At 65.9% G+C, this 18,877-nt stretch carries 17 protein-coding genes and 1 riboswitch; of the genes, 14 read left to right on the forward strand and 3 right to left on the reverse strand.

The genetic code is table 11. The annotated features are described in order from the left end of the window. Nucleotides 1-139: 139 nt before the first annotated feature. The 4 genes from ACVISU_RS26575 to ACVISU_RS26590 all read left to right on the forward strand — a co-directional run bounded on the left by ACVISU_RS26575 (nt 140) and on the right by ACVISU_RS26590 (nt 6,799). The gene (locus ACVISU_RS26575; RefSeq protein ID WP_456708831.1) at nt 140-1,630 is read left to right on the forward strand and encodes an amidohydrolase family protein; all 1,491 of its coding nucleotides are present in this window, start codon (nt 140-142) and stop codon (nt 1,628-1,630) included. Nucleotide 1,631: 1 nt separating this feature from the next. After that, on the forward strand, nt 1,632-2,561 hold the full coding sequence (locus ACVISU_RS26580) for a CobW family GTP-binding protein (protein WP_456708832.1): 930 nt from the start codon (nt 1,632-1,634) through the stop codon (nt 2,559-2,561). Nucleotides 2,562-2,713: 152 nt separating this feature from the next. Further along, nucleotides 2,714-2,908: riboswitch (cobalamin riboswitch) on the forward strand. A gap of 106 nt (nt 2,909-3,014) precedes the next feature. Further along, entirely contained in the window at nt 3,015-5,297 is a 2,283-nt protein-coding gene (locus ACVISU_RS26585; protein ID WP_456708833.1) for a TonB-dependent receptor, read from the forward strand. 2 nt (nt 5,298-5,299) lie between these two features. Beyond that, nucleotides 5,300-6,799, forward strand: coding sequence for a PepSY domain-containing protein (locus ACVISU_RS26590; protein ID WP_456708834.1), 1,500 nt, complete (start codon nt 5,300-5,302; stop codon nt 6,797-6,799). A gap of 6 nt (nt 6,800-6,805) precedes the next feature. On the opposite strand, the gene ACVISU_RS26595 is transcribed toward ACVISU_RS26590, so the two are convergent. Next, complete coding sequence (locus tag ACVISU_RS26595) at nt 6,806-7,282, reverse strand: tetratricopeptide repeat protein (protein ID WP_456710900.1); 477 nt, start codon at nt 7,280-7,282, stop codon at nt 6,806-6,808. 76 nt (nt 7,283-7,358) lie between these two features. Continuing rightward, a complete protein-coding gene (gene gspD / locus ACVISU_RS26600; protein ID WP_456708835.1) occupies nt 7,359-9,722 on the reverse strand; it encodes a type II secretion system secretin GspD in 2,364 nt (787 codons plus the stop codon). Between the two features lie 319 nt (nt 9,723-10,041). Between gspD and ACVISU_RS26605 the strand changes: the two genes are divergently transcribed. From ACVISU_RS26605 to ACVISU_RS26650, 10 genes are read left to right on the forward strand one after another with little or no spacing between them, the layout of a single operon-like run. Beyond that, the gene (locus tag ACVISU_RS26605) at nt 10,042-11,718 is read left to right on the forward strand and encodes a GspE/PulE family protein (RefSeq protein ID WP_456708836.1); all 1,677 of its coding nucleotides are present in this window, start codon (nt 10,042-10,044) and stop codon (nt 11,716-11,718) included. Nucleotides 11,719-11,722: 4 nt separating this feature from the next. After that, a complete protein-coding gene (locus ACVISU_RS26610) occupies nt 11,723-12,934 on the forward strand; it encodes a type II secretion system F family protein (RefSeq protein ID WP_456708837.1) in 1,212 nt (403 codons plus the stop codon). Nucleotides 12,935-12,987: 53 nt separating this feature from the next. Continuing rightward, on the forward strand, nt 12,988-13,470 hold the full coding sequence (gspG, locus tag ACVISU_RS26615) for a type II secretion system major pseudopilin GspG (RefSeq protein WP_050403455.1): 483 nt from the start codon (nt 12,988-12,990) through the stop codon (nt 13,468-13,470). A gap of 15 nt (nt 13,471-13,485) precedes the next feature. Then, nucleotides 13,486-13,950 carry a type II secretion system protein gene (locus tag ACVISU_RS26620; RefSeq protein ID WP_050403456.1) on the forward strand — a complete coding sequence of 155 codons (465 nt, stop codon included), beginning with the start codon at nt 13,486-13,488 and terminating at the stop codon, nt 13,948-13,950. Beyond that, nucleotides 13,931-14,335, forward strand: a complete 405-nt coding sequence (locus ACVISU_RS26625; RefSeq protein WP_157113542.1) for a prepilin-type N-terminal cleavage/methylation domain-containing protein — start codon at nt 13,931-13,933, stop codon at nt 14,333-14,335. Before ACVISU_RS26620 ends, ACVISU_RS26625 begins: the two co-directional genes overlap by 20 nt. Beyond that, nucleotides 14,332-15,039: a PulJ/GspJ family protein gene (locus ACVISU_RS26630; protein ID WP_456708838.1), complete on the forward strand. Its 708-nt coding sequence runs from the start codon at nt 14,332-14,334 to the stop codon at nt 15,037-15,039. The genes ACVISU_RS26625 and ACVISU_RS26630 overlap by 4 nt, the downstream gene beginning before the upstream one ends. After that, nucleotides 15,039-15,944 (forward strand): general secretion pathway protein GspK, encoded by a 906-nt coding sequence (locus ACVISU_RS26635; protein WP_456708839.1) that lies wholly within the window; start codon nt 15,039-15,041, stop codon nt 15,942-15,944. Before ACVISU_RS26630 ends, ACVISU_RS26635 begins: the two co-directional genes overlap by 1 nt. Then, nucleotides 15,944-17,017 carry a PilN domain-containing protein gene (locus ACVISU_RS26640; protein WP_456708840.1) on the forward strand — a complete coding sequence of 358 codons (1,074 nt, stop codon included), beginning with the start codon at nt 15,944-15,946 and terminating at the stop codon, nt 17,015-17,017. The genes ACVISU_RS26635 and ACVISU_RS26640 overlap by 1 nt, the downstream gene beginning before the upstream one ends. Further along, the gene (gspM, locus tag ACVISU_RS26645; RefSeq protein ID WP_050403406.1) at nt 17,014-17,577 is read left to right on the forward strand and encodes a type II secretion system protein GspM; all 564 of its coding nucleotides are present in this window, start codon (nt 17,014-17,016) and stop codon (nt 17,575-17,577) included. The genes ACVISU_RS26640 and gspM overlap by 4 nt, the downstream gene beginning before the upstream one ends. Continuing rightward, nucleotides 17,577-18,221, forward strand: a complete 645-nt coding sequence (locus ACVISU_RS26650; protein ID WP_456708841.1) for a hypothetical protein — start codon at nt 17,577-17,579, stop codon at nt 18,219-18,221. The genes gspM and ACVISU_RS26650 overlap by 1 nt, the downstream gene beginning before the upstream one ends. 19 nt (nt 18,222-18,240) lie before the next feature. On the opposite strand, the gene ACVISU_RS26655 is transcribed toward ACVISU_RS26650, so the two are convergent. Beyond that, nucleotides 18,241-18,732, reverse strand: coding sequence for a prepilin peptidase (locus ACVISU_RS26655; protein WP_050403408.1), 492 nt, complete (start codon nt 18,730-18,732; stop codon nt 18,241-18,243). Between the last annotated feature and the right edge of the window lie 145 nt (nt 18,733-18,877).

An 18,877-nucleotide genomic window follows, 5' to 3' on the forward strand; every position in this document is an offset into this window, starting at 1 on the left:
TGCAATCGCCGCCACGGCGCGGGGGATATTCCGCCAGAGCATGTCGCCACAACCGTTGCCCGGTTGCTGCGATCAGTGCGATGCGCTTCTCTGTGCCCGACAAGAGACCGGTCGGATTCGGAATGCGGGGAGTGGCGAGATGGGTGGTTTGGTGATCAGCGGCGGCCGGGTAGTGGATCCGGCCAGCGGGATGGATGCGATCGGCGACGTCGCTGTCGTCGACGGCAAGATCGCCGCGGTCGGCACGGGGCTCGGCGGCGCGGAGCGGCAGATCGACGCCACCGGGCTCGTGGTGGCGCCAGGCTTCATCGATCTGCACGCGCATGGCCAGACTATTCCGGCCGATCGCATGCAGGCGTTCGACGGGGTGACGACGTCGCTCGATCTGGAGGCCGGCGTGCTGCCGGTGGGGTCCTGGTACAAGCGGCAGGCCGAAAAGGGACGGGTGCTGAACTACGGCGCGGCGGCCAACTGGGCGTTCGCGCGGATCGGCGCGATGACCGGCTCGAATGCGGAAAGCTCGCTGGAATCGTTCGGCGCAGCGATGCGCGATCGCCGCTGGATCGAGAACGTGGCGACCGAAGGCGAGGTCGGCGGCATCCTCGCGCGCCTTGCCAACGGACTGAACGAGGGCGGCATCGGCATCGGCATTCTCAACGCCTATGCGCCGGGCGCCGGCGTGCAGGAATTGACCGCGGTGTGCCAGCTCGCGGCTGATCATGCGGTGCCGACCTTCACCCACGTCGCCTACATGTCGCGCATCGATCCCGAGAGCGCGGCCGAAGCCTATATCCGCCTGATCGGCTATGCCGGCGCCACCGGCGCGCATATGCACATCTGCCATTTCAACTCGTCGAGCAAGACCGATATCGAGCGCTGCGTAGCGCTGATCGCCAAGGCGCAGGCGCAGGGGCTGCCGATCACGGTCGAGGCCTATCCCTACGGCACCGGATCGACCGTGCTGGCGGCGACCTTCTTCAGCGATCCGAAATTCGAGGAACGCAACGGCCTCGGCTATGATTCGGTGCAGCGCGTGACTGACGGTCATCGCTTCGGCAGCCGCGAGGAACTGCTGGCGGCGCAGGCCGCGGAGCCCTCGACGCTGGTGCTGTGGCATGTGCTCGATATCGAGAACAATCAGCACCATCGCGACCTGCTCGACATGGCGGTGCTGTATCCGGGCGGCGCGATCGCGTCCGACGCGATGCCGTGGACACTGTCGGATGGCCGCCCCTACACCGGCGACGCCTGGCCGCTGCCCGAGGATGCGACTTCGCATCCGCGTTCGGCCGGCTGCTTTACCCGCTTCATCCGCGAATGGGTGCGCGAGCGCAGGAAGGTGTCCCTGCTCGAGGGCATCCGCAAATGCGCGCTGATCCCGGCCGAGATTCTCTCTGCGAGCACGCCGGCGATGCGCGCCAAGGGCAGGCTGCAGGCGGGCGCGGACGCCGACGTCGTGGTGTTCGACTTCGAGACGCTGAGCGACCGTGCGACCTTCTCGGCGATGAATCGCCCGGCGGAAGGCGTGCGGCACCTCGTGGTCAGCGGCCAGCCGCTGATCAATGATGGCGTCCTCGACGTCGCGGCACGGCCTGGCCGTCCGGTACGCCGACCCGTTGTCGGAGGCTAACGTGCCGGTCCCGATCCTGCTGGTCGCGGGTTTTCTCGGGGCGGGCAAGACCACGGTCGTCAACCATCTGCTGGCGCATGCGCAAGGGCGGCGCATCGCCGCGGTGGTAAACGACTTCGGCGCGATCAATATCGACGCGGAACTGATCGCCGGCGCCAGCGACGGCGTGGTCAGCCTGAGCAATGGTTGCATCTGCTGCACGCTGGAAGGCGATCTGCTGCGCACGCTCGCAACGCTGCTGCGGCGCGATCCGCGTCCCGAATTCATCGTGATCGAGACCAGCGGGATCGCCGATCCCGCCGACATCGTGCGCAACCTGATGGATCCGGTGATCTGGAAGGAGGCGCCGCTGGAGACCGTGCTGTGCGTGGTCGACGCGACGCAGCCGGTCGCCGCGCTGGACGATGCGCTGCTGCGGTCGCAGTTGCGGGCTGCCGACGTGGTGGCGCTGAGCAAGGTCGATCTCGCCGATGCCGCCGCTTGTGATGCGATCCGCGATGCGGTGCGCGCGGTGCGACCGGCGGCGGCGATCGTCGATGCGCTGCATGGCGAGGTTCCGGCCGCGCTGCTGTTTCCGGTTGATCTCGATCATGTGCCGGTGCCGCGCGAGACCGCGCCGCGACGGCCGGTGTCCGATCGGTTTGAGACGCTGAGTTGGAGCTCGGAGCGGAAGGTAGCGCTGCCGCGCCTGCAGCATGCGATCGGCAGACTGGCGCCGAAGCTGGCGCGGGCGAAAGGATTGTTCGAGACGGTGGAGCAGCCCGGGCGGCTGACGGTATTTCAGCTCGCCGGCGGCCGCGCGACGTTGGCTGCCGGCGGCGTGCCGGCACCCGGCGTGCCGCGCACGCGAATCGTGTTCATCGCCGAGCTGGGCGCGCTGTCGCGCGCCGAGATCGACGAGGTGATGCAGGGCTGCGTCGAAGCTGAGTGATGCGTTTCCCGTCATCCTGAGACGCGCTACGCGGCTCCTCAAGGATGACGGATCACTTCGTCACGCCATCCGCAGACGTGTCATCGCCGCAGCACGATCCCGCAAAGCATGTGTGCGACAATCGCATCGAATTGACAGCTCTGCCGTCAGCACCTATCGTTTTTGGCGACGGTTCCCTTCGGGGATCAAAAGGGAATGCGGTGCGAGGGTAACCCCAATGCCGCAGCTGTCCCCGCAACTGTAAACGGCGAGCCTTTCGTCAATCTGCCACTGGGCCATCGGCCCGGGAAGGCGTCGACAGGCGATGACCCGTGAGCCAGGAGACCTGCCGTCAGTCGTGGTCACACGCGAGCACATCGGGCGGGGGCGTCCTGGTGGGATCGGAGCACTGCCTTTTCGGCAATGCGCCAGTCCACGTTCGCGGTGACGTGCCACGTTACCGCGAGTCCTTTCATGTCTCCGTCCTCTCCCGCTGCGCGGAAATGGCGCCTCGGTCTCGTTTGCTCCCTGCTATCGCTGCTGCTGCCGGCTGAAGCCGGAGCACAGACACCTCCGCCCACCACGCTCGATCCGATTGAGATCGCACCCTCGACGTCCGGAAAGCCTAAGCCCATGGCGCGAAGCCGCAACTCGGCGTCGTTGTCGCGGGCACGCGCCAGACCTGCAACGGCGGCGGCAATAGCAGCCGCGCCGCGTGCCGCAGCCTCAGGCGCGTCGGGATCAGCGCCGCCGACGCTCAACGCCACTACGCAGGGCGGCACCGGCAGTCGTCTCAATCTGACGCCGCTGCAGACGCCGGCCAGCGTCGAGATCATCACGGCGCAGACCATCGCCGAACGCGGCCAGCATAATGTGCTCGATGCCGTCACCCAGAATGCGGCCGGGTTCATCGCCACGCCGGCGCCGGGCAATGGCGGCCTGTCGTTCAGCACCCGCGGCTTTGCCGGCAGCAATTCGGTGATGACGCTGTATGACGGTACCCGCTTTTATATCGGCTCCGGCACCCTGACGTTCCCCTACGACACCTGGTCGACGCAGCGCATCGAGGTGCTGCGAGGCCCGGCCTCGGTGCTGTACGGCGAAGGCGCGATCGGCGGCGTCATCAACGTCGTTCCGAAGAAGCCGCAGGGTACGCCCGCTAACGAGGCCGAGGTCTCGCTCGACAGCAACATGACGCGACGGCTGTCGGTGGACAGCACCGGCCCGATCAATCCCAATGTGTCCTATCGCATCAACGCCACCGGCAACATGTCGGACGGCTGGGTCGATCGCAACAAGACCTCGAATGCAGTGGTCTCCGCCGCCGTGCGGGTGCAGGCCTCGGACAATCTCGCCTTCACACTGTCGGAGGATTACGGCGACCGCAGCCCGTCGCGCTATTTCGGCACGCCGCTGGTTGGCGGATCGATCCAGGACGCACTGCGCTTCAAGAACTACAACGCGTTGGACAGCGCGATCCGCTACCAGGACAGCTGGACCCAGTTCAAGACCGAGTGGGACGTTGCCGACGGCATCAAGGTCAATAACACGCTGTATTATCTGACCAGCGAGCGACACTGGCGCGACATCGAGAACTACACCTGGAATCCGAAGACCCAGCTGATCGATCGCTCCAACTATATCGAGATATTTCACGACCAGAAGCAGGTCGGCAACCGGATGGATGCGACCTTCAGCGGTCATGTGTTCGGGCTCGCGAACCAGTTCGTCGCCGGGTTCGACGTCAACCGGATCGACTTCACCCACACCAACAACTCGCCCTATGGCGGCGCATCGTCGGTCAATCCTTACGTCTTCGATCCCGGCTCATTCTTCGCGACGTCGTCTGCGACTGCGCCCGGCTTCAACTCGATCGTCAATCAATACGCCTTGTTCGCCGAAGATCGGCTGTCGCTGACCGATCAATTGTCGCTGGTCACCGGCGTCAGATATGATCGTCCCGATATCGATCGAACCGACTACAGGACGCCAGGGAACAGCTTTGGTGTTTCGCTGTCGGGCACCAGCTGGCGCACCGGGTTGGTTTACGAGCCGATCAAGAATCTCGCGTACTATGGCCAGTATGCGGTCGGCGTCGATCCGGTCGGCAATCTGATCTCGCTGCCGGTCTCGCAGAAAACCTTCCAGCTCGCGACCGGCAAGCAGACCGAGGTCGGGGTCAAGCAATCGTTCTGGGGCGGCCGCGGCGAGTGGACGCTGGCTGCTTACGAGATCGTCAAGACCGGGCTCACGATTCCCGATCCCAGCAATCCCACCGCAGGCGTCGCGCTGCAGATCGGCCAGCAATCATCCCGGGGCGTCGAAGGATCGGTCGGGCTCGCGCTGAACGATGGCTGGCGCGTCGACGCCAATCTTGCGCTGTTGCGTGCGCGATACGACAACAACAGCCAGGTGGTCGGCGGCAAGATCGTCAGCTACAACGGCAATGTCCCGGTCAACGTGCCGCAGCAGGTCGCGAACGTCTGGCTGACCTGGGACTTCGCGCCCAACTGGTCGGTCTATGGCGGCGTGCAGATCGTCGGTGCGATGTACTCCGATCTCGCCAACACCCAGCTGCGGCCGGGGTACAATGTGGTCAATGGCGGCATCAAATGGAAGCCCGACGACCGCACCACGGTCGCGTTCCGCGTCTACAATCCGTTCGACAAGGCCTACGCGGTGACCTCGAACGGGACCGGGCAGTGGCTGCTCGGCATGCCGCGTACCGCCGAACTCTCCGTCAACGTGAAGTTCTGATCATGCGCAAGGCTCTGATCCGGCGCGCGCGGCGATCGCTCTATGTCGTCCATCGCTGGATCGGCATTGCGACGTGTCTGTTGTTCGCGATGTGGTTCGTCTCCGGCCTCGTCATGATGTACGTGGCGTTTCCGCGCCTCACCGACAGCGAGCGCCTGTCCGCGCTCCCCGTCCTTTCGTGGGGCAAGGTGCAGGTCGCTCCCGATCGCGCGATGGCGATCGCGGGCATGGAGCGCTATCCGCGCGATCTCCGGCTCTCGATGATGGACGACATTCCGGTCTATCGCGTGACCGGCTGGAAGGGAGCCGCCGTCACCATTTCTGCAATCGACGGCCGCCTGATCGACGGCATCACGCCGGATCAGGCTCTTGCTGTCGCCCGGCATCACCCGCATGCGGTGCAGCCGCAACTGCTCGATACGGTGACGCGCGATCAATGGTCGGTCACCGCGCGCTTCGATCCGCTGCGGCCGCTCTATCTGATCGGCCTCGGCGACGCCGACGGCACCGAGCTTTACGTCTCCTCGCGCGGCGGCGAGATCGCGCTCGACACCACTCGGCGGGAACGTGTCTGGAACTGGCTCGGATCGATCCCGCACTGGATCTATCCGACCGTGCTGCGCAAGGATGGCCCGCTGTGGCGGGACGTGGTACTGTGGATCTCGGGGGTGTGTCTGGTCGTCGCGGTCACCGGCTTCTGGATCGGTATTCTCCGCCTGCGGCTGGCGCGCCGCTACGCTGACGGCGCCGTCTCGCCCTATCGTGGCTGGATGGCCTGGCATCATATCGCCGGCCTCGTCGGTGGCACCTTCGTCTTGACCTGGATGTTCAGCGGCTGGCTGTCGCTCAATCCCGGCGGCGCGTTCTCCGGCCGCGGCCTCACGCGCGAGATCGCGGTCGGCTACAGCGGCCACGACACGCCCGATATCGCCGCTAGCTTGCCGTCGCCGCCACAGGTATCGGCGGTGGAGGCGCGCTTCGTCTGGATCGGCGGGCGCCGGCTGATGGTACTCGACGCCGGCGGCGGCCGCCGCAGCCTCGCCGATCCCGCGACCGGCGCACCCGTGACGCTCTCGCGTGACGAGATCATCGCAGCTGCCCGACGCGCAATGCCGGGAGTTGCGATGATATCGGCGCAACAGCTGGAGCAGCCGGACGCCTATTGGTACAGTCTGCATCAGATGCGCGAGTTTCCCGTGTTGCGGATCGGCCTCGACGATCCCGCCTACACCTGGCTGCATGTCTCGCCCGTCACCGCCGAAATCCTCGAGCGCAGCGACGACAGCCGCCGGTCCTATCGCTGGCTGTTCAACGCGCTGCACAGCATGGACTTTCCGCTGCTGCTGCGCATCGCGCCGGCGCGCGACGTCGTGGTTTGGCTGCTGTCCGCGGTCGGCACCATCGTCTCGGTCAGCGGGATCGTGATCGGCTGGCGCCGGTTGCGGCGGTGGAAGCTGCGAAGGAGATATGCGCCTACGAATCCGATGCAGACGTCGCGATAGCTGCCGCTACTTCACCGTCAGGTGCACGTCCGCCGCCGCCGGCTGCTCCGGAACCCATCCCAATGCAAACCGTTGGCCGGCAATGATCTCGTAGGTCGAGAGTTTTGATGCGACCGCATCGCGGAAGCGGAGATACGCGTCGCGCTGCCGTCCGTTGCTGCGGGCCGCCGCCAGATTGAGCCATTTGTAGGCCAGCACGTAGTCGTTCGGAACGCCGTGGCCCTTGTCGTACAGCAAGCCGAGCTGGGCCTGCGCGAACGGGTCGCCCTGCACGGCGCCGCGATAATAGAGATCGGCGGCAGCGGCGTAGGCCTGCGGCACGCCGAAGCCGTGCTCATACATGAAGCCGAGCATGCCGAGGGCTCTTGGATTGCCGCGCTCGGCGGCCGGCGCGAGCTCTTGAGCCGCCCTGAAATAATCGGCGCGATGGAACGCGGCCGCTCCGCGCGCGACGCTATCGGCGCTTGCGACCGACGCCGTCATGGCCCAAAGCACGACGGCGAGCGACGCGCCGAGGCTTGTCAGTTGCGTGAGCATGCGGAGCGTTCCTTCGCCCGGCTCAGTGATAGCTGGTGGTGATCGGCGCATTGGTCGTTGTCGTGGCGATGCTGCCGCGCAGTTTCGATCGGAGGTCCTCGGCCACGGTCTGGGCGTCGGAACCGTTGCGGATGATCTGCGGGCGGATGAAGATGATCAACTCGGTGCGTTGGGTGCCGTTGCTCTGATGCCCGAAGGCATCGCCAAGGCCGGGGATCTGGTCGAGCACCGGAAGCGCATTGCGGTTGCCGCTCTGCTGTTCGCTGATCAGGCCGGCCAGCAGCACGGTCTGGCCGTTGGCCACCGAGATCTGGCTCTTGACCCGCCGTTCCGACACCGTCGGCGTCAGGTTGACCGTGCTGCTTTGGGGAACGTTGCTGATTTCCTGCTCGATATCGAGCCGCACGGTGCCGTTGACGCTGACGCGCGGCGAGACCTTCAGGATGATGCCGGTGTTGCGATAGTCGATGGTGTTGACCACCGTGTTGCTCGTGGTCAGCACCGTCGCGCTGCCGGTCGAGACCGGGACGACGTCGCCGACCTGCAAGGTCGCCACCTGGTTGTTGATCACGACCAGCGACGGATTGGAGAGCACCTTGACGCTAGTGACGGCATGCAGCGCATCCAGGATCAGGCTCGGCTGGGTCTCCGACCCGATCAGGAAGTTGAAGCCCGGGAAGGCCCGGTTGATGAAGGCATTGGTGACTGAACCGGCGACGGAGGCGACACCGGTGGTCGGGTCGACGGTGGTGGTAGGTGCCGTGGTGGACTGCGTGCCTGTGAACGAGCCCATGTTCGGCTTCAGGCCGAGGCTCCGGCTGGTGAGATAGGTCTGCACGCCATAGGACAAGGTGTTGTTGAGCGTGACCTCGGCAATCGTCGCGTCGATCGCGACCTGGAGCTGCGGCTCGTCGATCTGCACCAGCGTCGCCTCGATGATGCGGTAGTTGGCCTGGTCGGCATAGATCAGGAGATTGTTGTTCACGACATCGGGCGTGATCCGCACGTCCTGCATGACGGGCTGGCCGCTGGCAGAGCTGGCGCCGCGGCCGCTATCCAGTGCCGCATTGTTGCCCTGACCTTGATTGTTGGGATTGTTCGCTTGCCCGCCGGCGCCAAATCCCTGGCCGGTGGCGCCTGTTCCTGAAGTGCCGCGGGACGCGAAGCCACCCATGCTCGAATTCGAGTTGTTGTTGAGCGACAGACGATCGGCGACGCTCGACGTCGACGAGGTGCCGGAGCCGGGCGCGAGCTGGCTGTCGGCACTGTCGAGCAGATTGCCGGACGATCCGCCAAGGAACATGTCGGTCAGAACCCGCGCGATCTGGCGCGCATCGCCGTATTTGACGCGGTAGACATGGACCGAGGTGCGCGCGGTGTCGTTGCGGTCGAGGCGCTTGATCCAGGTCGCCGCCGTGTGCAGCATGTCCGGCTTCTTGGTCACCACCAGCACCGCGTTGAGCCGCGCGATCGGCATGAACTTGATGACGTTCTGGCTGAGGCCGTTCTCGCCGGAATCGACGATCTTCTCGAGCTCGGCAATGACAGGCGCGGGCGAGCCGCTCGAGATCGGGAAGATGCCGACCGATTGGCCGCGCATCCAGTCGACGTCGAAGCTGAGCACGGTGTCGACCGCGGTGCGGCGCTCGGCGCCGGTGCCCTGGATCAGAAGGAGATTGCGCGTCGTGTCGGCGCGGATCGAGCCCGCTCTGGTGGCGAAGCTGTCGGTCAGCTTCAGCAGGGTCTGCGCCGACACATATTGCAGGGGGACCACCGAGATGCCGAATCCGGGTTCGGGATTGGCCGCCGCGGCGTCGACGCGGCCGCCGCCGACCGCGTCGCCGAGCGGCGTCAAGCGATAGCCCGCGGTATCTTTCAATAGCACTACGCCGCTCAGGCGCAGCGCGTTTTCAAGCACGAAGACCATGTCGGATTTCGGCACCGGGCGGACCGACACCAGGCTCACCGTGCCCTGTACCCGCGGGTCGATGGTGTAGCCGACATGCAGGATGTCGCCGAGCACGACCTTGGCGACGGTCGCCACCGGCGTGCTCTCGAAATTCAGATCGAAGCCATTGCCGTTCGACGCCGGCTGCGGCCGCGCATCGGCGACGGCTGTTACGTCGCTTCCCTCATACATCGCCGCACGGACGCTGCCGCCCTGGCTGCCGCCCGCCGCCGCCAGCCCGCCCACCGGTTGCGGCTGGCGCGGCAGGAGATCGAGCGATCGCACCTTGTCGGTGACGTCGACCTGGGATGCGTCGACGCTCTCGCCGACCGTCGCGGAATTGCACGACGCCAGCAACCCCAGTGACGTCAGGGCAAAAATGGCTGCAAGGCCGCCACGGATCGTCGGGCAGCGGCCCACTGTGCCTGCGCGTTGCATGAAGGCCCTTCGCTCTGACTAACTGAAATTTCGATGGACTTGCGACGATCGGTCCTACCCCAGCGCAGTCTTAGCGATCGAACATGACAGAAATAAATTGGTTACATGATTGTCGTTCCGGCCATCGCATCGCACCAGAACCATGCCGCGCGGCGCGCCGTCGTGTCCGCGAAGCCACGTCAAGTGTTCTTGAGCGGGGCGAACGATGTGACTTCGCACAGCTGTCACACTTCGGATCGATAACCGCAGAATTGCCGGGAGCCCAACGCTGCGGCGGATGGCACGGACTGATCCTGGATAGTGTGGCGGGATATCGACAATGGCCAACGACCTGTCCGTTCGGTTCGTGGATTATCTCCGTCAGAACAACCACCTGGCGCAGACCGACGGATCGCCTGAGCGGAGCGGGCTGGGCGCCGACGTCAGGCAGTTGAAGCTGTGGGAGGTCACCAGCCTCTCACCGACCGAATTCGCCGATGAGGCCGCGCGCTTCTTCGCGCTCGGCCGACTGACGCTCCAGGATATGACCTCGGCCGAACCGCTGGTCGGTGCGTTCTCGCCGCGCTTCCTGCGCGAGACCATGGTCTATCCGTGCCGGGCGGCCGATGGGAGCACCGTCCTCGCGGTGGTCGACCCGACCGATCAGGCAACGCTGCGGGCGGCACAGATCGTGCTCGGCGCCGGCATCGATGTGAAGGTGGCATCGTCGGAAGACGTCGCCATCGCGCTGAACAATTCTTCCAGCACTGAGGAGGCCGAGGCCGCCGATACGGCGGCGGCGCTGCCCCGCGAAGACGACATCGAGAGCCTGCGCGATCTCGCCAGCGGCGCGCCGGTGGTGCGCGCGGTCAATGATCTGATCGAGAAGGCGGTCGAGCTGCGTGCCAGCGATATCCATATCGAGCCGTTTGCCGCCGGGCTCATGGTGCGGTTGCGCATCGATGGCCTGCTGCGGCCGGTCGCGGCGCTGTCGGGGGTGCTGCCACAGGCGGTGGTCTCGCGCATCAAGATCATCGCCAATCTCAACATCGCCGAGCGTCGCCTGCCGCAGGACGGCGCGGCGCGGCTGCGGGCCGGGCGCACCGACATCGATATCCGCGTCGCGATCATGCCGATGCAACACGGCGAATCCGCCGTGATCCGCATCCTGCCCAAGGATCGCGGCCTGCTGGTCGTCGAGAAGTTGGGATTCTCCGAGCCCGACGAAGCCAGGCTGCGGCGGCTGCTGAAGCTGCCATACGGCATGGTCGTGATCACGGGACCGACCGGCAGTGGCAAGACCACGACGCTGGCGACGATCCTGTCGATCCTCAATGAGCCCAGCCGCAAGATTCTGACGATCGAGGACCCGGTCGAATACGAGATCCCCGGCGTCAACCAGTCCCAGGTCAAGCCGGCGATCGGTCTGACCTTCGCAACCGCTCTGCGGTCCTTCGTTCGTCAGGACCCCGACGTCATCATGGTCGGTGAAATCAGAGACTCCGAGACCGCGCATGTCGCGGTGCATGCGGCGCTGACCGGGCATCTGGTGCTGACGACGCTGCACACCGAGACGGCGGCCGCCGCGGTGCCGCGCCTGCTCGACCTCGGGGTCGAAGGCTATCTGCTGCGTTCAGTGCTGCGCGGCGTGATTGCGCAGCGGCTGGTCCGGCAATTGTGCGAGCGCTGCAAGACGGCGCGGCCGCTGGCAGCCGCCGATTTAACCGAGGAGCCCCGGCTCGCCGTGCTCGGGTTCCGGGCAGGCGAGATCATTCAGGAGCCGTGCGGCTGCGAACGTTGCGGCGGGACCGGCTATCGCGGCCGGCTCGGCGTGTTCGAGCTGCTCGAATTGTCCAATGAACTGCGCGAACTGATCGGAGAGCGAACCGACGGACTGAAGATCGATGCCATGGCGATCAAGGCGGGCATGACCACGATGCTCAATGACGGGGTTGCCAAATGCCGTGCCGGACTGACCTCGCCCGCCGAGATCCTCCGCGTTGCGACGGTGCGGTGACGTCGTGCCGAATTATCGCTACCGCGCGTTGACCCAGACCGGCGAGATCGTCAACGGCACGATCGCCGCCCCGACAGCAGCCGAGGTGGCGCGACGGATCGAATATCTCAAGCTGCTGCCGATCGAAACCACCGAGGACAAGCGCGCATCCGGTGCCGCCGGTGGCCGCAGCCTGTTCGGCGGGCCGAGTGCTGCCGAGGTCACCACGTTCACGCGCGATCTCGCGCTGCTGCTGAAGGCCGGCGCGCGGCTCGACGATGCCCTGGAGCTGCTGTCGGGCGATGCCGATGTCGGCCGGATGCGTCCGGTGGTGGCGAAGATCCGCGCCGCCCTGCTCACCGGCGAGAGTTTTGCCGACGCGGTGGCGGATCATCCGACCCTGTTCCAGCCGATGTACATCGCCCTGGTCCGGGTCGGGGAAATCTCCGGCACACTCGATTCGGTGCTGGAGATGCTGGGGACCGAGCGCGCGCGCTCCGAGCAGATGCGGCGCAAGCTGACCGACGCGATGCAATATCCTGCCTTCGTGCTGGTCGCGGCATCCGGCGTGATGCTGTTCTTCCTGCTGTTCGTGCTGCCGCAATTCTCGACCGTGCTCGGCGATTTCGGCGGCAAGTCGGATACGGCGCTCGCCAGCTTCATCGCGGTGTCGGATTTCCTGCGCGCCAATGCCACGGCGGCAAGCCTGATCAGTGGGGCGACGATTGCGCTCGCGTGGTGGCTGCTCCGGCAGGCGCGCGTGCGCGCTGCGCTGGTCAATGGCATCTCGCGGGTGCCGGGCATCAGCAGCGCCTTCCAGTTCTATCGCGCCAGCCTGTTCTGCCGCAATCTGGGCGTCCTGCTCGGCAGCGGCGTCAACCTCACGGCCGCATTGCGCATCCTCGTCGACATCATGGCGGTGACCGGCAGCGAGGCGAACTGGACCGCCGCCGCCGACCGCGTCCGCCACGGCGGAAAACTATCGGAAGCGCTCGCCGTGGCGGACAGCCTGCCGCCGATGGCGGTCCGCATGCTGCGGCTCGGTGAAGAGACCGGGCAGCTGCCGGTGCTGGCCGGGCGGGTCGCGGAATTCTACGAAGCAAAATTGCAGCGCAGCCTGGACCGTGTCGTCGGCATCGTTGGTCCGCTGGCGATCATCACCATCAGCACCGTCGTCGGCGGGCTGATCGTGTCGGTCATGACGGCGCTGCTGTCGGTCACGCAGCTAGTCGGTTAGAGCAGGGGTCATCGGTCATGATATCGCGCAACACGATCATCGAAACATTCTCCATGCGAGCGGGACGCGATCGCGCGGAGTCGCAAAAGCAATGGCGTTCGGGGCAGGAGGGCTTCACGCTGGTCGAGATGTTGGTCGTGATTGCGATCATCGGCCTCATCATGGGGCTGATCGGGCCGCGCGTGCTCAACTATCTCAGCGAATCCAAGGTCAAGACCGCGCGCATCCAGCTGCAGAGCTTCTCCAGCGCGCTCGACCTGTTCTATCTCGATGCCGGCCGATTCCCGTCCACGGCGGAGGGGCTTGCCGCGCTGGTCCGACGCACGCCGGGCGTCGCGGCCTGGAACGGTCCGTATCTGAAGGGCGGCAACGTTCCGAACGATCCCTGGAACCATCCCTATCTCTATCGCTCGCCCGGGGAGCACGGGCCTTACGACATCGTCTCCTACGGCTCCGACGGTCAGGAGGGCGGCAGCGGCACCTCGGCCGACATCTCGCTTGAAAAGACGACGGCCGCCAACAATGACCAGCAATAGGGATGCATGGCGCGCATGAATGAGGCGTCGCAGCGCGGTTTCACCTTGCTCGAGATGGTGTGCGTCCTTGCCATCATCGCGTTGCTGGCCGCCGTGCTGCTGCCGTTTATTCCGCACCAGACCTCGCGCTCGCGCTTGCAGGCCTATGCGCTGCAGACCGCAACGCTGCTGAAGGCCGATCGCAATGCCGCCATCGAGCGCAGCACCAGCGTCGCGACGCTGGTCGACGCGCCAAGCCGGGTGATCCACTCCGGCGCGTCGCGCATGACGGTGCGGATCCCCGACGACGTGCGGTTCGATGCGGTGCTGCCGCAGAGCTGTCAGCGCCGCGCCGCACTGTCGACCATCCGCTTCTTCGCCAATGGCGGTTCCTGCGGCGGCTCCATCGCGCTGACGCGGCTCGATGCGGGATATGAGGTTCGCGTCAACTGGCTCACCGGAAGGGTTGAAATCGTTGCTCGTGACGTCGCCGCCAACTAACCGCCAGGAAGCGGGGTTCACCATCATCGAGGTGCTGGTGGCGCTGGCGCTGGTGGCTGTCTCGATCGTTGCGATCGGCGCCGTCATGGGCGTCAAGACGCGCGGCGTCCGGGCCATGGAGCAGCACGTTGCGCTGATGCAGGCGGTGCGCACCTTGATGACGGTCGGCATTCCGCCGCGCGCCGAATTGCAGTCGGGCACGTCGACGGGGCAGGCGGAGGGCTACCGCTGGACCATCGAGATCAGTCCGCTTGGTGGTGACTGGACGGTGCCCGAGGGCAATTTGCCTTGGACGCCGGAATTGGTGCGCATTCGCGTCAAATCCCCAGGCGGTGCATTGTCCGACATCCGTACTGTGCGCCTGATGCCGAGGTCTTCGGAATGACCCCGGCAGGCACAGCACAGCGAACGGGTGAACGCGGCTTCACGCTGATCGAGACCATCGTCGCGCTGGCGCTGATGGGGCTGCTGCTGTCGGCGCTCGCCAGCATCACGGCGCAATGGCTGCCGAGCTGGAACCGGGGGCTCGACCGGATCCAGCGCAGCGAGCTGATCGGGATCGCGCTGGAGCGGATCGGCGCCGATCTTGCCGCGGCCGAGTTCGTTGCCGCCAACCGCGATACCCACAAGCCGTTGTTCGACGGATCGGAACTGTCCGTGATGTTCGTGCGCACGTCGGTGGGGCCGAATGCGGGGCCGGGGCTCGACGTGGTGCGCCTTGGCGAGACCCGCGATCGCGGCGAGTTCGTCACGGTTCGTTCGCAGGCGCGCTTCACGCCGCTGGCCGACGGGGTGTCGCTGTCGGAGCAGGTGCATCTCGGCAGCCCCGTTGTGCTGCTGCGCGCACCCTATCGCCTGTCGTTCGCCTATGCCGGTCCCGACCGCGCCTGGAAGGGTGTGTGGAAGGATGCCAACAAGCTGCCGGCGATGATCCGGCTCACGGTGCGTGATGCGGCGAGCCAGCGCGTCCTGTCGGTGTCGACCATCGCGCCGGTCCATGTCCAGATCCCGAGCGACTGCACCAAGCCGGACGGCAATTGCGGCGACAAGCAAAGTTCCGACGTTGCTACCGATCAGGGGAAGACCTGATGGGCGCCTCCGGCAATACCGGCCGATCGCCGCCCGACCGCGGATTCGTCATCGTTGCGGTGCTCTGGATCCTGCTCGCGCTGTCGTCGCTGGCGATCATCTTCTCGGCCTATCTTGCCGCCTCCGCGCGTGCGTTGGCAGCCAGCGATCTGTCGTTGCAGACCGAGGCGCTGGTGTCGGCCGGGCTCGAGCTCACCGCCTACCAGCTGACGCTGACGGATGAGAAGACGAGGCCGCAGCACGGGGCGTTTCATTTCGGGCTGGACGACGCCAGCGTCGCTGTCACCTTCATATCGGAGGCCGGCCGCGTCGACCTGAACTATGCGTCCAAGGAGATGCTGACCGGCCTCTTCGTCGTGCTCGGCGCCCGGAAGGACGCCGCGACCGAATATGCCGACCGGATCGTCGGCTGGCGAACCCGGCCCGCGCCGGGCAGCGAGAATGTGGAGGCCGCGCGCTACAACGCGCTCGGCTATTCGCCGCGGCAAGGGCTGTTCACCCATGTCAACGAGCTGGCCCTGGTCGCCAGCATCCCCGAGGCCTTCGTCGATCGGGTGTTGCCGTTCGTGACGGTGTTCAACGGCAGTCCGGATGTTGATCCGGCGATCGCGGCGCCCCAGGTGGCACTTGCATCGGGGAAGCAGCAGGACAGCTTCGGTTCGCCTGCTCCCGCGCCGAACGGCGCCCCTGCCGCCGGATCGCAGGCGCCGAACCCGCAGACTGCGGCATCGACTGCGCAGAGCCCTTGCTACCGGATCGCAATCTCGATCCGGTTCCGCAACGGTCACCGCACCACGTCTGAAGCCGTGATCGCACTCGGCGACAAGGTCGAGCCCTATCGTGTGTTGTCCTGGCAGAACGATGTCGAGCCGCGCAGTTTGATTCTGCCGCAGAGGAGAGGTTGATGGCAATACTCGCTGACGCACGGCAATGGTTCGAGCAATGGATCGGCGCGGTCGCGACCGCCGTCGACGGCGTTGCGGGCAGGTTCATGCGCCGGCGCAGCATCGAGCTCGACGAGAACGCCGACGGCACGTTCACGGCCCGCGCCGCCGTGGCGAGGGATGGCTCGCCGTCGGCACCGGTTTCGTTCCGGCTCGATCACGACGCACCGCAACCGCCGTTGTCGGCGGAGTGGAAGACGGTGTTCGACGGCAGCCGCATCGAGGTGCGATTGCGATCGGATCACATCGTCAGCCGCGTGCTCGATTTCCCGAGCCAGGCTGGCGACTTCCTCGATGGCATGATCCGTGCGCAGGTCGACCGGCTGACACCATGGACCGCCGCCGATGCGGTCTTTGGCTGGGGTTCGCCGCAGCCGATCGCCAATGACCGGATCGAAGTCGCATTCAGTGCGACCGCGGCGAGCAAGGTCGATCCGCTGATCCGGATGGCCAGCATGCTCGGCGTCGCTTCCGTTGCCGTCTCGGCGCCGGCGGTTGGCGGTGACGGCGCCCCGCAGCAGGTGACGCTGCTCGACCGATCGCTGCGCGGCCTTGCCGGACCTGCGATACCGCGCCTGTTGCGCATCGGCCTGGTTTCGACGGCGGTCGCGGCCGCGGTCTCGTTGCTGCTCAACGTCTATGTCGGCGGATCGCTGCAATCCGAGCAGGAGGACCTGCAACATCGCATCTCGCAGCGCCGCGCTGCGCTGCGTCTCGATGCCAATGGCGACTCGTCCGGCATCGGCCTGCTCGCCAAGCGCAAGCAGACGACGCCGTCGAGCGTCATGGTTCTGGAAGCGATCTCGCGCGTCCTGCCCGACACCACCTATGTGACGGAGCTGCGCATCGAGGGCAACAAGGTGCAGGTGGTGGGGCTGACCCAGGATGCGCCATCCCTGATCCGCCTGCTGGAGCAGTCGCCGCAATTCACCCGCGCGACGTTCTTCGCGCCGACGACCCGCGCCGCGAATGAATCGGCGGAGCGGTTCCACGTCGAGGCCAACATATCCGCCTATTTCGGGTCCGGCTCATGAGTGCAGCATCCCGATCGCTGACCGCCGTCAGCACCTCGCCACTGGTCGCGACCGCGAGCTATCTCGGCCTATTCGTGCTGCTGCTGTTCGTCGTCATCTCGTCGCTCTCGGACATCATCGGCCTGCGCAGCGATGTTGCGGCGTCGGCCGGAATGCTCGAGCAGCTCGAGGGACGGTCCAAGGCGAACACCGCGCCCGGCCAGCCTGCGATGCCGACCGGTTCGGCCTATCTCGAGGGCGCGACCGTCACGGTTGCCGGCGCCACCTTGCTGCAACGCGTGTCGGGCGCGGTGATCAAGGCCGGCGGCAATGTGTTGTCGACGCAGCTCGACGTTCCCAACGCGCCGGCCAAGGCCGGCTTCATCAGCATGGTCGCGAGCAGCGAGATCGAACAGGCGCAATTGCAGCAGGTGCTCTACGATCTCGAAGCCGGCATGCCGTTCCTGTTCATCGACCAACTGGTCGTGCAACCCGTCGCCGACGAAGCGGCCAAGGGCGCCGATCCCGGCAGGCTGCGCGTGCTGCTCGGCGTATCCGGGCAATGGCGAGGAGCCAAATGATGCGACGCTTCGCTGCAACCATCGTGCTGTTGGCGGTGTCGGCCTATTCGGTGCCGGCTGCGGTGCCTGACCCATCCGGCGATGCACTGGACGCCGGGATGCTCGATGATACCCGCCTGGGCGGACCGGTGCTCAGTTTATCGCCGCCGTCCGAACCAGTGACGTCGGTCCGGGTGGCGCCTGCGCCTGCGCCGACGCCCCGGCCGCTCAGCGCAAATCCGCTGTGGGGCATTCCGCTCAAGACGCTGTCCAACACCCGCGACCGCCCGGTGTTTTCGCCGTCGCGACGGCCGCCGCCTGCCGTCGTCGCGGAGCCGGAAGTCAGCAAGCCGTTGCCGCCGCCGCCGCGCAAGGTCGCGCTCGAGCCGCCGCCGCTGTCGCTGGTCGGCACCATCGCGGGAGACGATGAAAGCTTCGGGATCTTTCTCGACCAATCGAACAAGACCGCATTGCGGCTGAAGCTCGGCGACGATTTCCAGGGATGGAAGCTGCGAACCATCAGCGGCCGCGAAGTCACGATGCAGAAAGACGAGCATGATGCCGTGCTCTCGCTACCCCAGCCGGGCACCGAGGAGAGCGGCGACGTCCGCCTCGTTCCGGTCAGTGTTGACAGGAGGCCGTTGGCCGCGCGGATCCAGAAATGACGGCGCTTTCGCTTCCGCGCTAGTTCAATCCGAGCCAGCCCTGCAGGGCCGGCGTCAGGAGAAGTCCGAGCGCCAGAAAAGGGCCGAACGGGATCGAGGTCTGGCGCTTCATCTCGTGTCCGGCGAGTTGCAGGCTGCCGGCAACGGCAAGTGCTGCGAGCGCCGCGATCAGCAGCAAGGTCGGAATCCCCAATGCGCCGACCCAGATCGTCGCCGCGGCAAGGAACTTGACGTCGCCGAGTCCTAAGCCGTCCACATGCCGCAAGACGAAGTAGAGGCGCTGCAACAGCAAGAACAGGGCGCCGACGAGAGCGGCGATCGCCATCGCGCTGAACGCGGCTGGCATGCTCTCTGTTATGACCACATTTACAAGCCCGAGTGCCGCGATCGCAAGATTCAGCCAATCGGGAATGATGCCATGGCGAAGGTCGATCAGCGCGACGGTGCAGCACAGCACACAAAGCGCGCCGTAGGATGCGATGAAATAAAGAGCTTCGCGATCGATTGGCATGATGGCGGGACAAGTGTGACGCGTGCACGCTGTGTTGCAACAACTCGCGCACGTTGAACAGTGCATTTTCTATCGAGCAACGCGTTTGCGGGATTGTGATCGTCAGCGACGATAGCGAAGCAGAAAAGATGCGACAAAAAGTCTG

The sequence above is a fragment of the Bradyrhizobium sp. USDA 4452 genome (assembly GCF_054063575.1).

Excerpts from the sequence above, each read along its gene's own strand:
- ACVISU_RS26575 (WP_456708831.1), top strand. The coding sequence starts at position 140 with ATGGGTGGTTTGGTGATCAGCGGCGGCCGGGTAGTGGATCCGGCCAGC.
- ACVISU_RS26585 (WP_456708833.1), top strand. The coding sequence starts at position 3,015 with ATGTCTCCGTCCTCTCCCGCTGCGCGGAAATGGCGCCTCGGTCTCGTT.
- ACVISU_RS26590 (WP_456708834.1), top strand. The coding sequence starts at position 5,300 with ATGCGCAAGGCTCTGATCCGGCGCGCGCGGCGATCGCTCTATGTCGTC.
- ACVISU_RS26595 (WP_456710900.1), bottom strand. The coding sequence starts at position 7,282 with ATGACGGCGTCGGTCGCAAGCGCCGATAGCGTCGCGCGCGGAGCGGCC.
- gspD (WP_456708835.1), bottom strand. The coding sequence starts at position 9,722 with ATGCAACGCGCAGGCACAGTGGGCCGCTGCCCGACGATCCGTGGCGGC.
- ACVISU_RS26605 (WP_456708836.1), top strand. The coding sequence starts at position 10,042 with ATGGCCAACGACCTGTCCGTTCGGTTCGTGGATTATCTCCGTCAGAAC.
- gspG (WP_050403455.1), top strand. The coding sequence starts at position 12,988 with ATGCGAGCGGGACGCGATCGCGCGGAGTCGCAAAAGCAATGGCGTTCG.
- ACVISU_RS26620 (WP_050403456.1), top strand. The coding sequence starts at position 13,486 with ATGAATGAGGCGTCGCAGCGCGGTTTCACCTTGCTCGAGATGGTGTGC.
- ACVISU_RS26630 (WP_456708838.1), top strand. The coding sequence starts at position 14,332 with ATGACCCCGGCAGGCACAGCACAGCGAACGGGTGAACGCGGCTTCACG.
- ACVISU_RS26635 (WP_456708839.1), top strand. The coding sequence starts at position 15,039 with ATGGGCGCCTCCGGCAATACCGGCCGATCGCCGCCCGACCGCGGATTC.
- ACVISU_RS26640 (WP_456708840.1), top strand. The coding sequence starts at position 15,944 with ATGGCAATACTCGCTGACGCACGGCAATGGTTCGAGCAATGGATCGGC.
- gspM (WP_050403406.1), top strand. The coding sequence starts at position 17,014 with ATGAGTGCAGCATCCCGATCGCTGACCGCCGTCAGCACCTCGCCACTG.
- ACVISU_RS26650 (WP_456708841.1), top strand. The coding sequence starts at position 17,577 with ATGCGACGCTTCGCTGCAACCATCGTGCTGTTGGCGGTGTCGGCCTAT.
- ACVISU_RS26655 (WP_050403408.1), bottom strand. The coding sequence starts at position 18,732 with ATGCCAATCGATCGCGAAGCTCTTTATTTCATCGCATCCTACGGCGCG.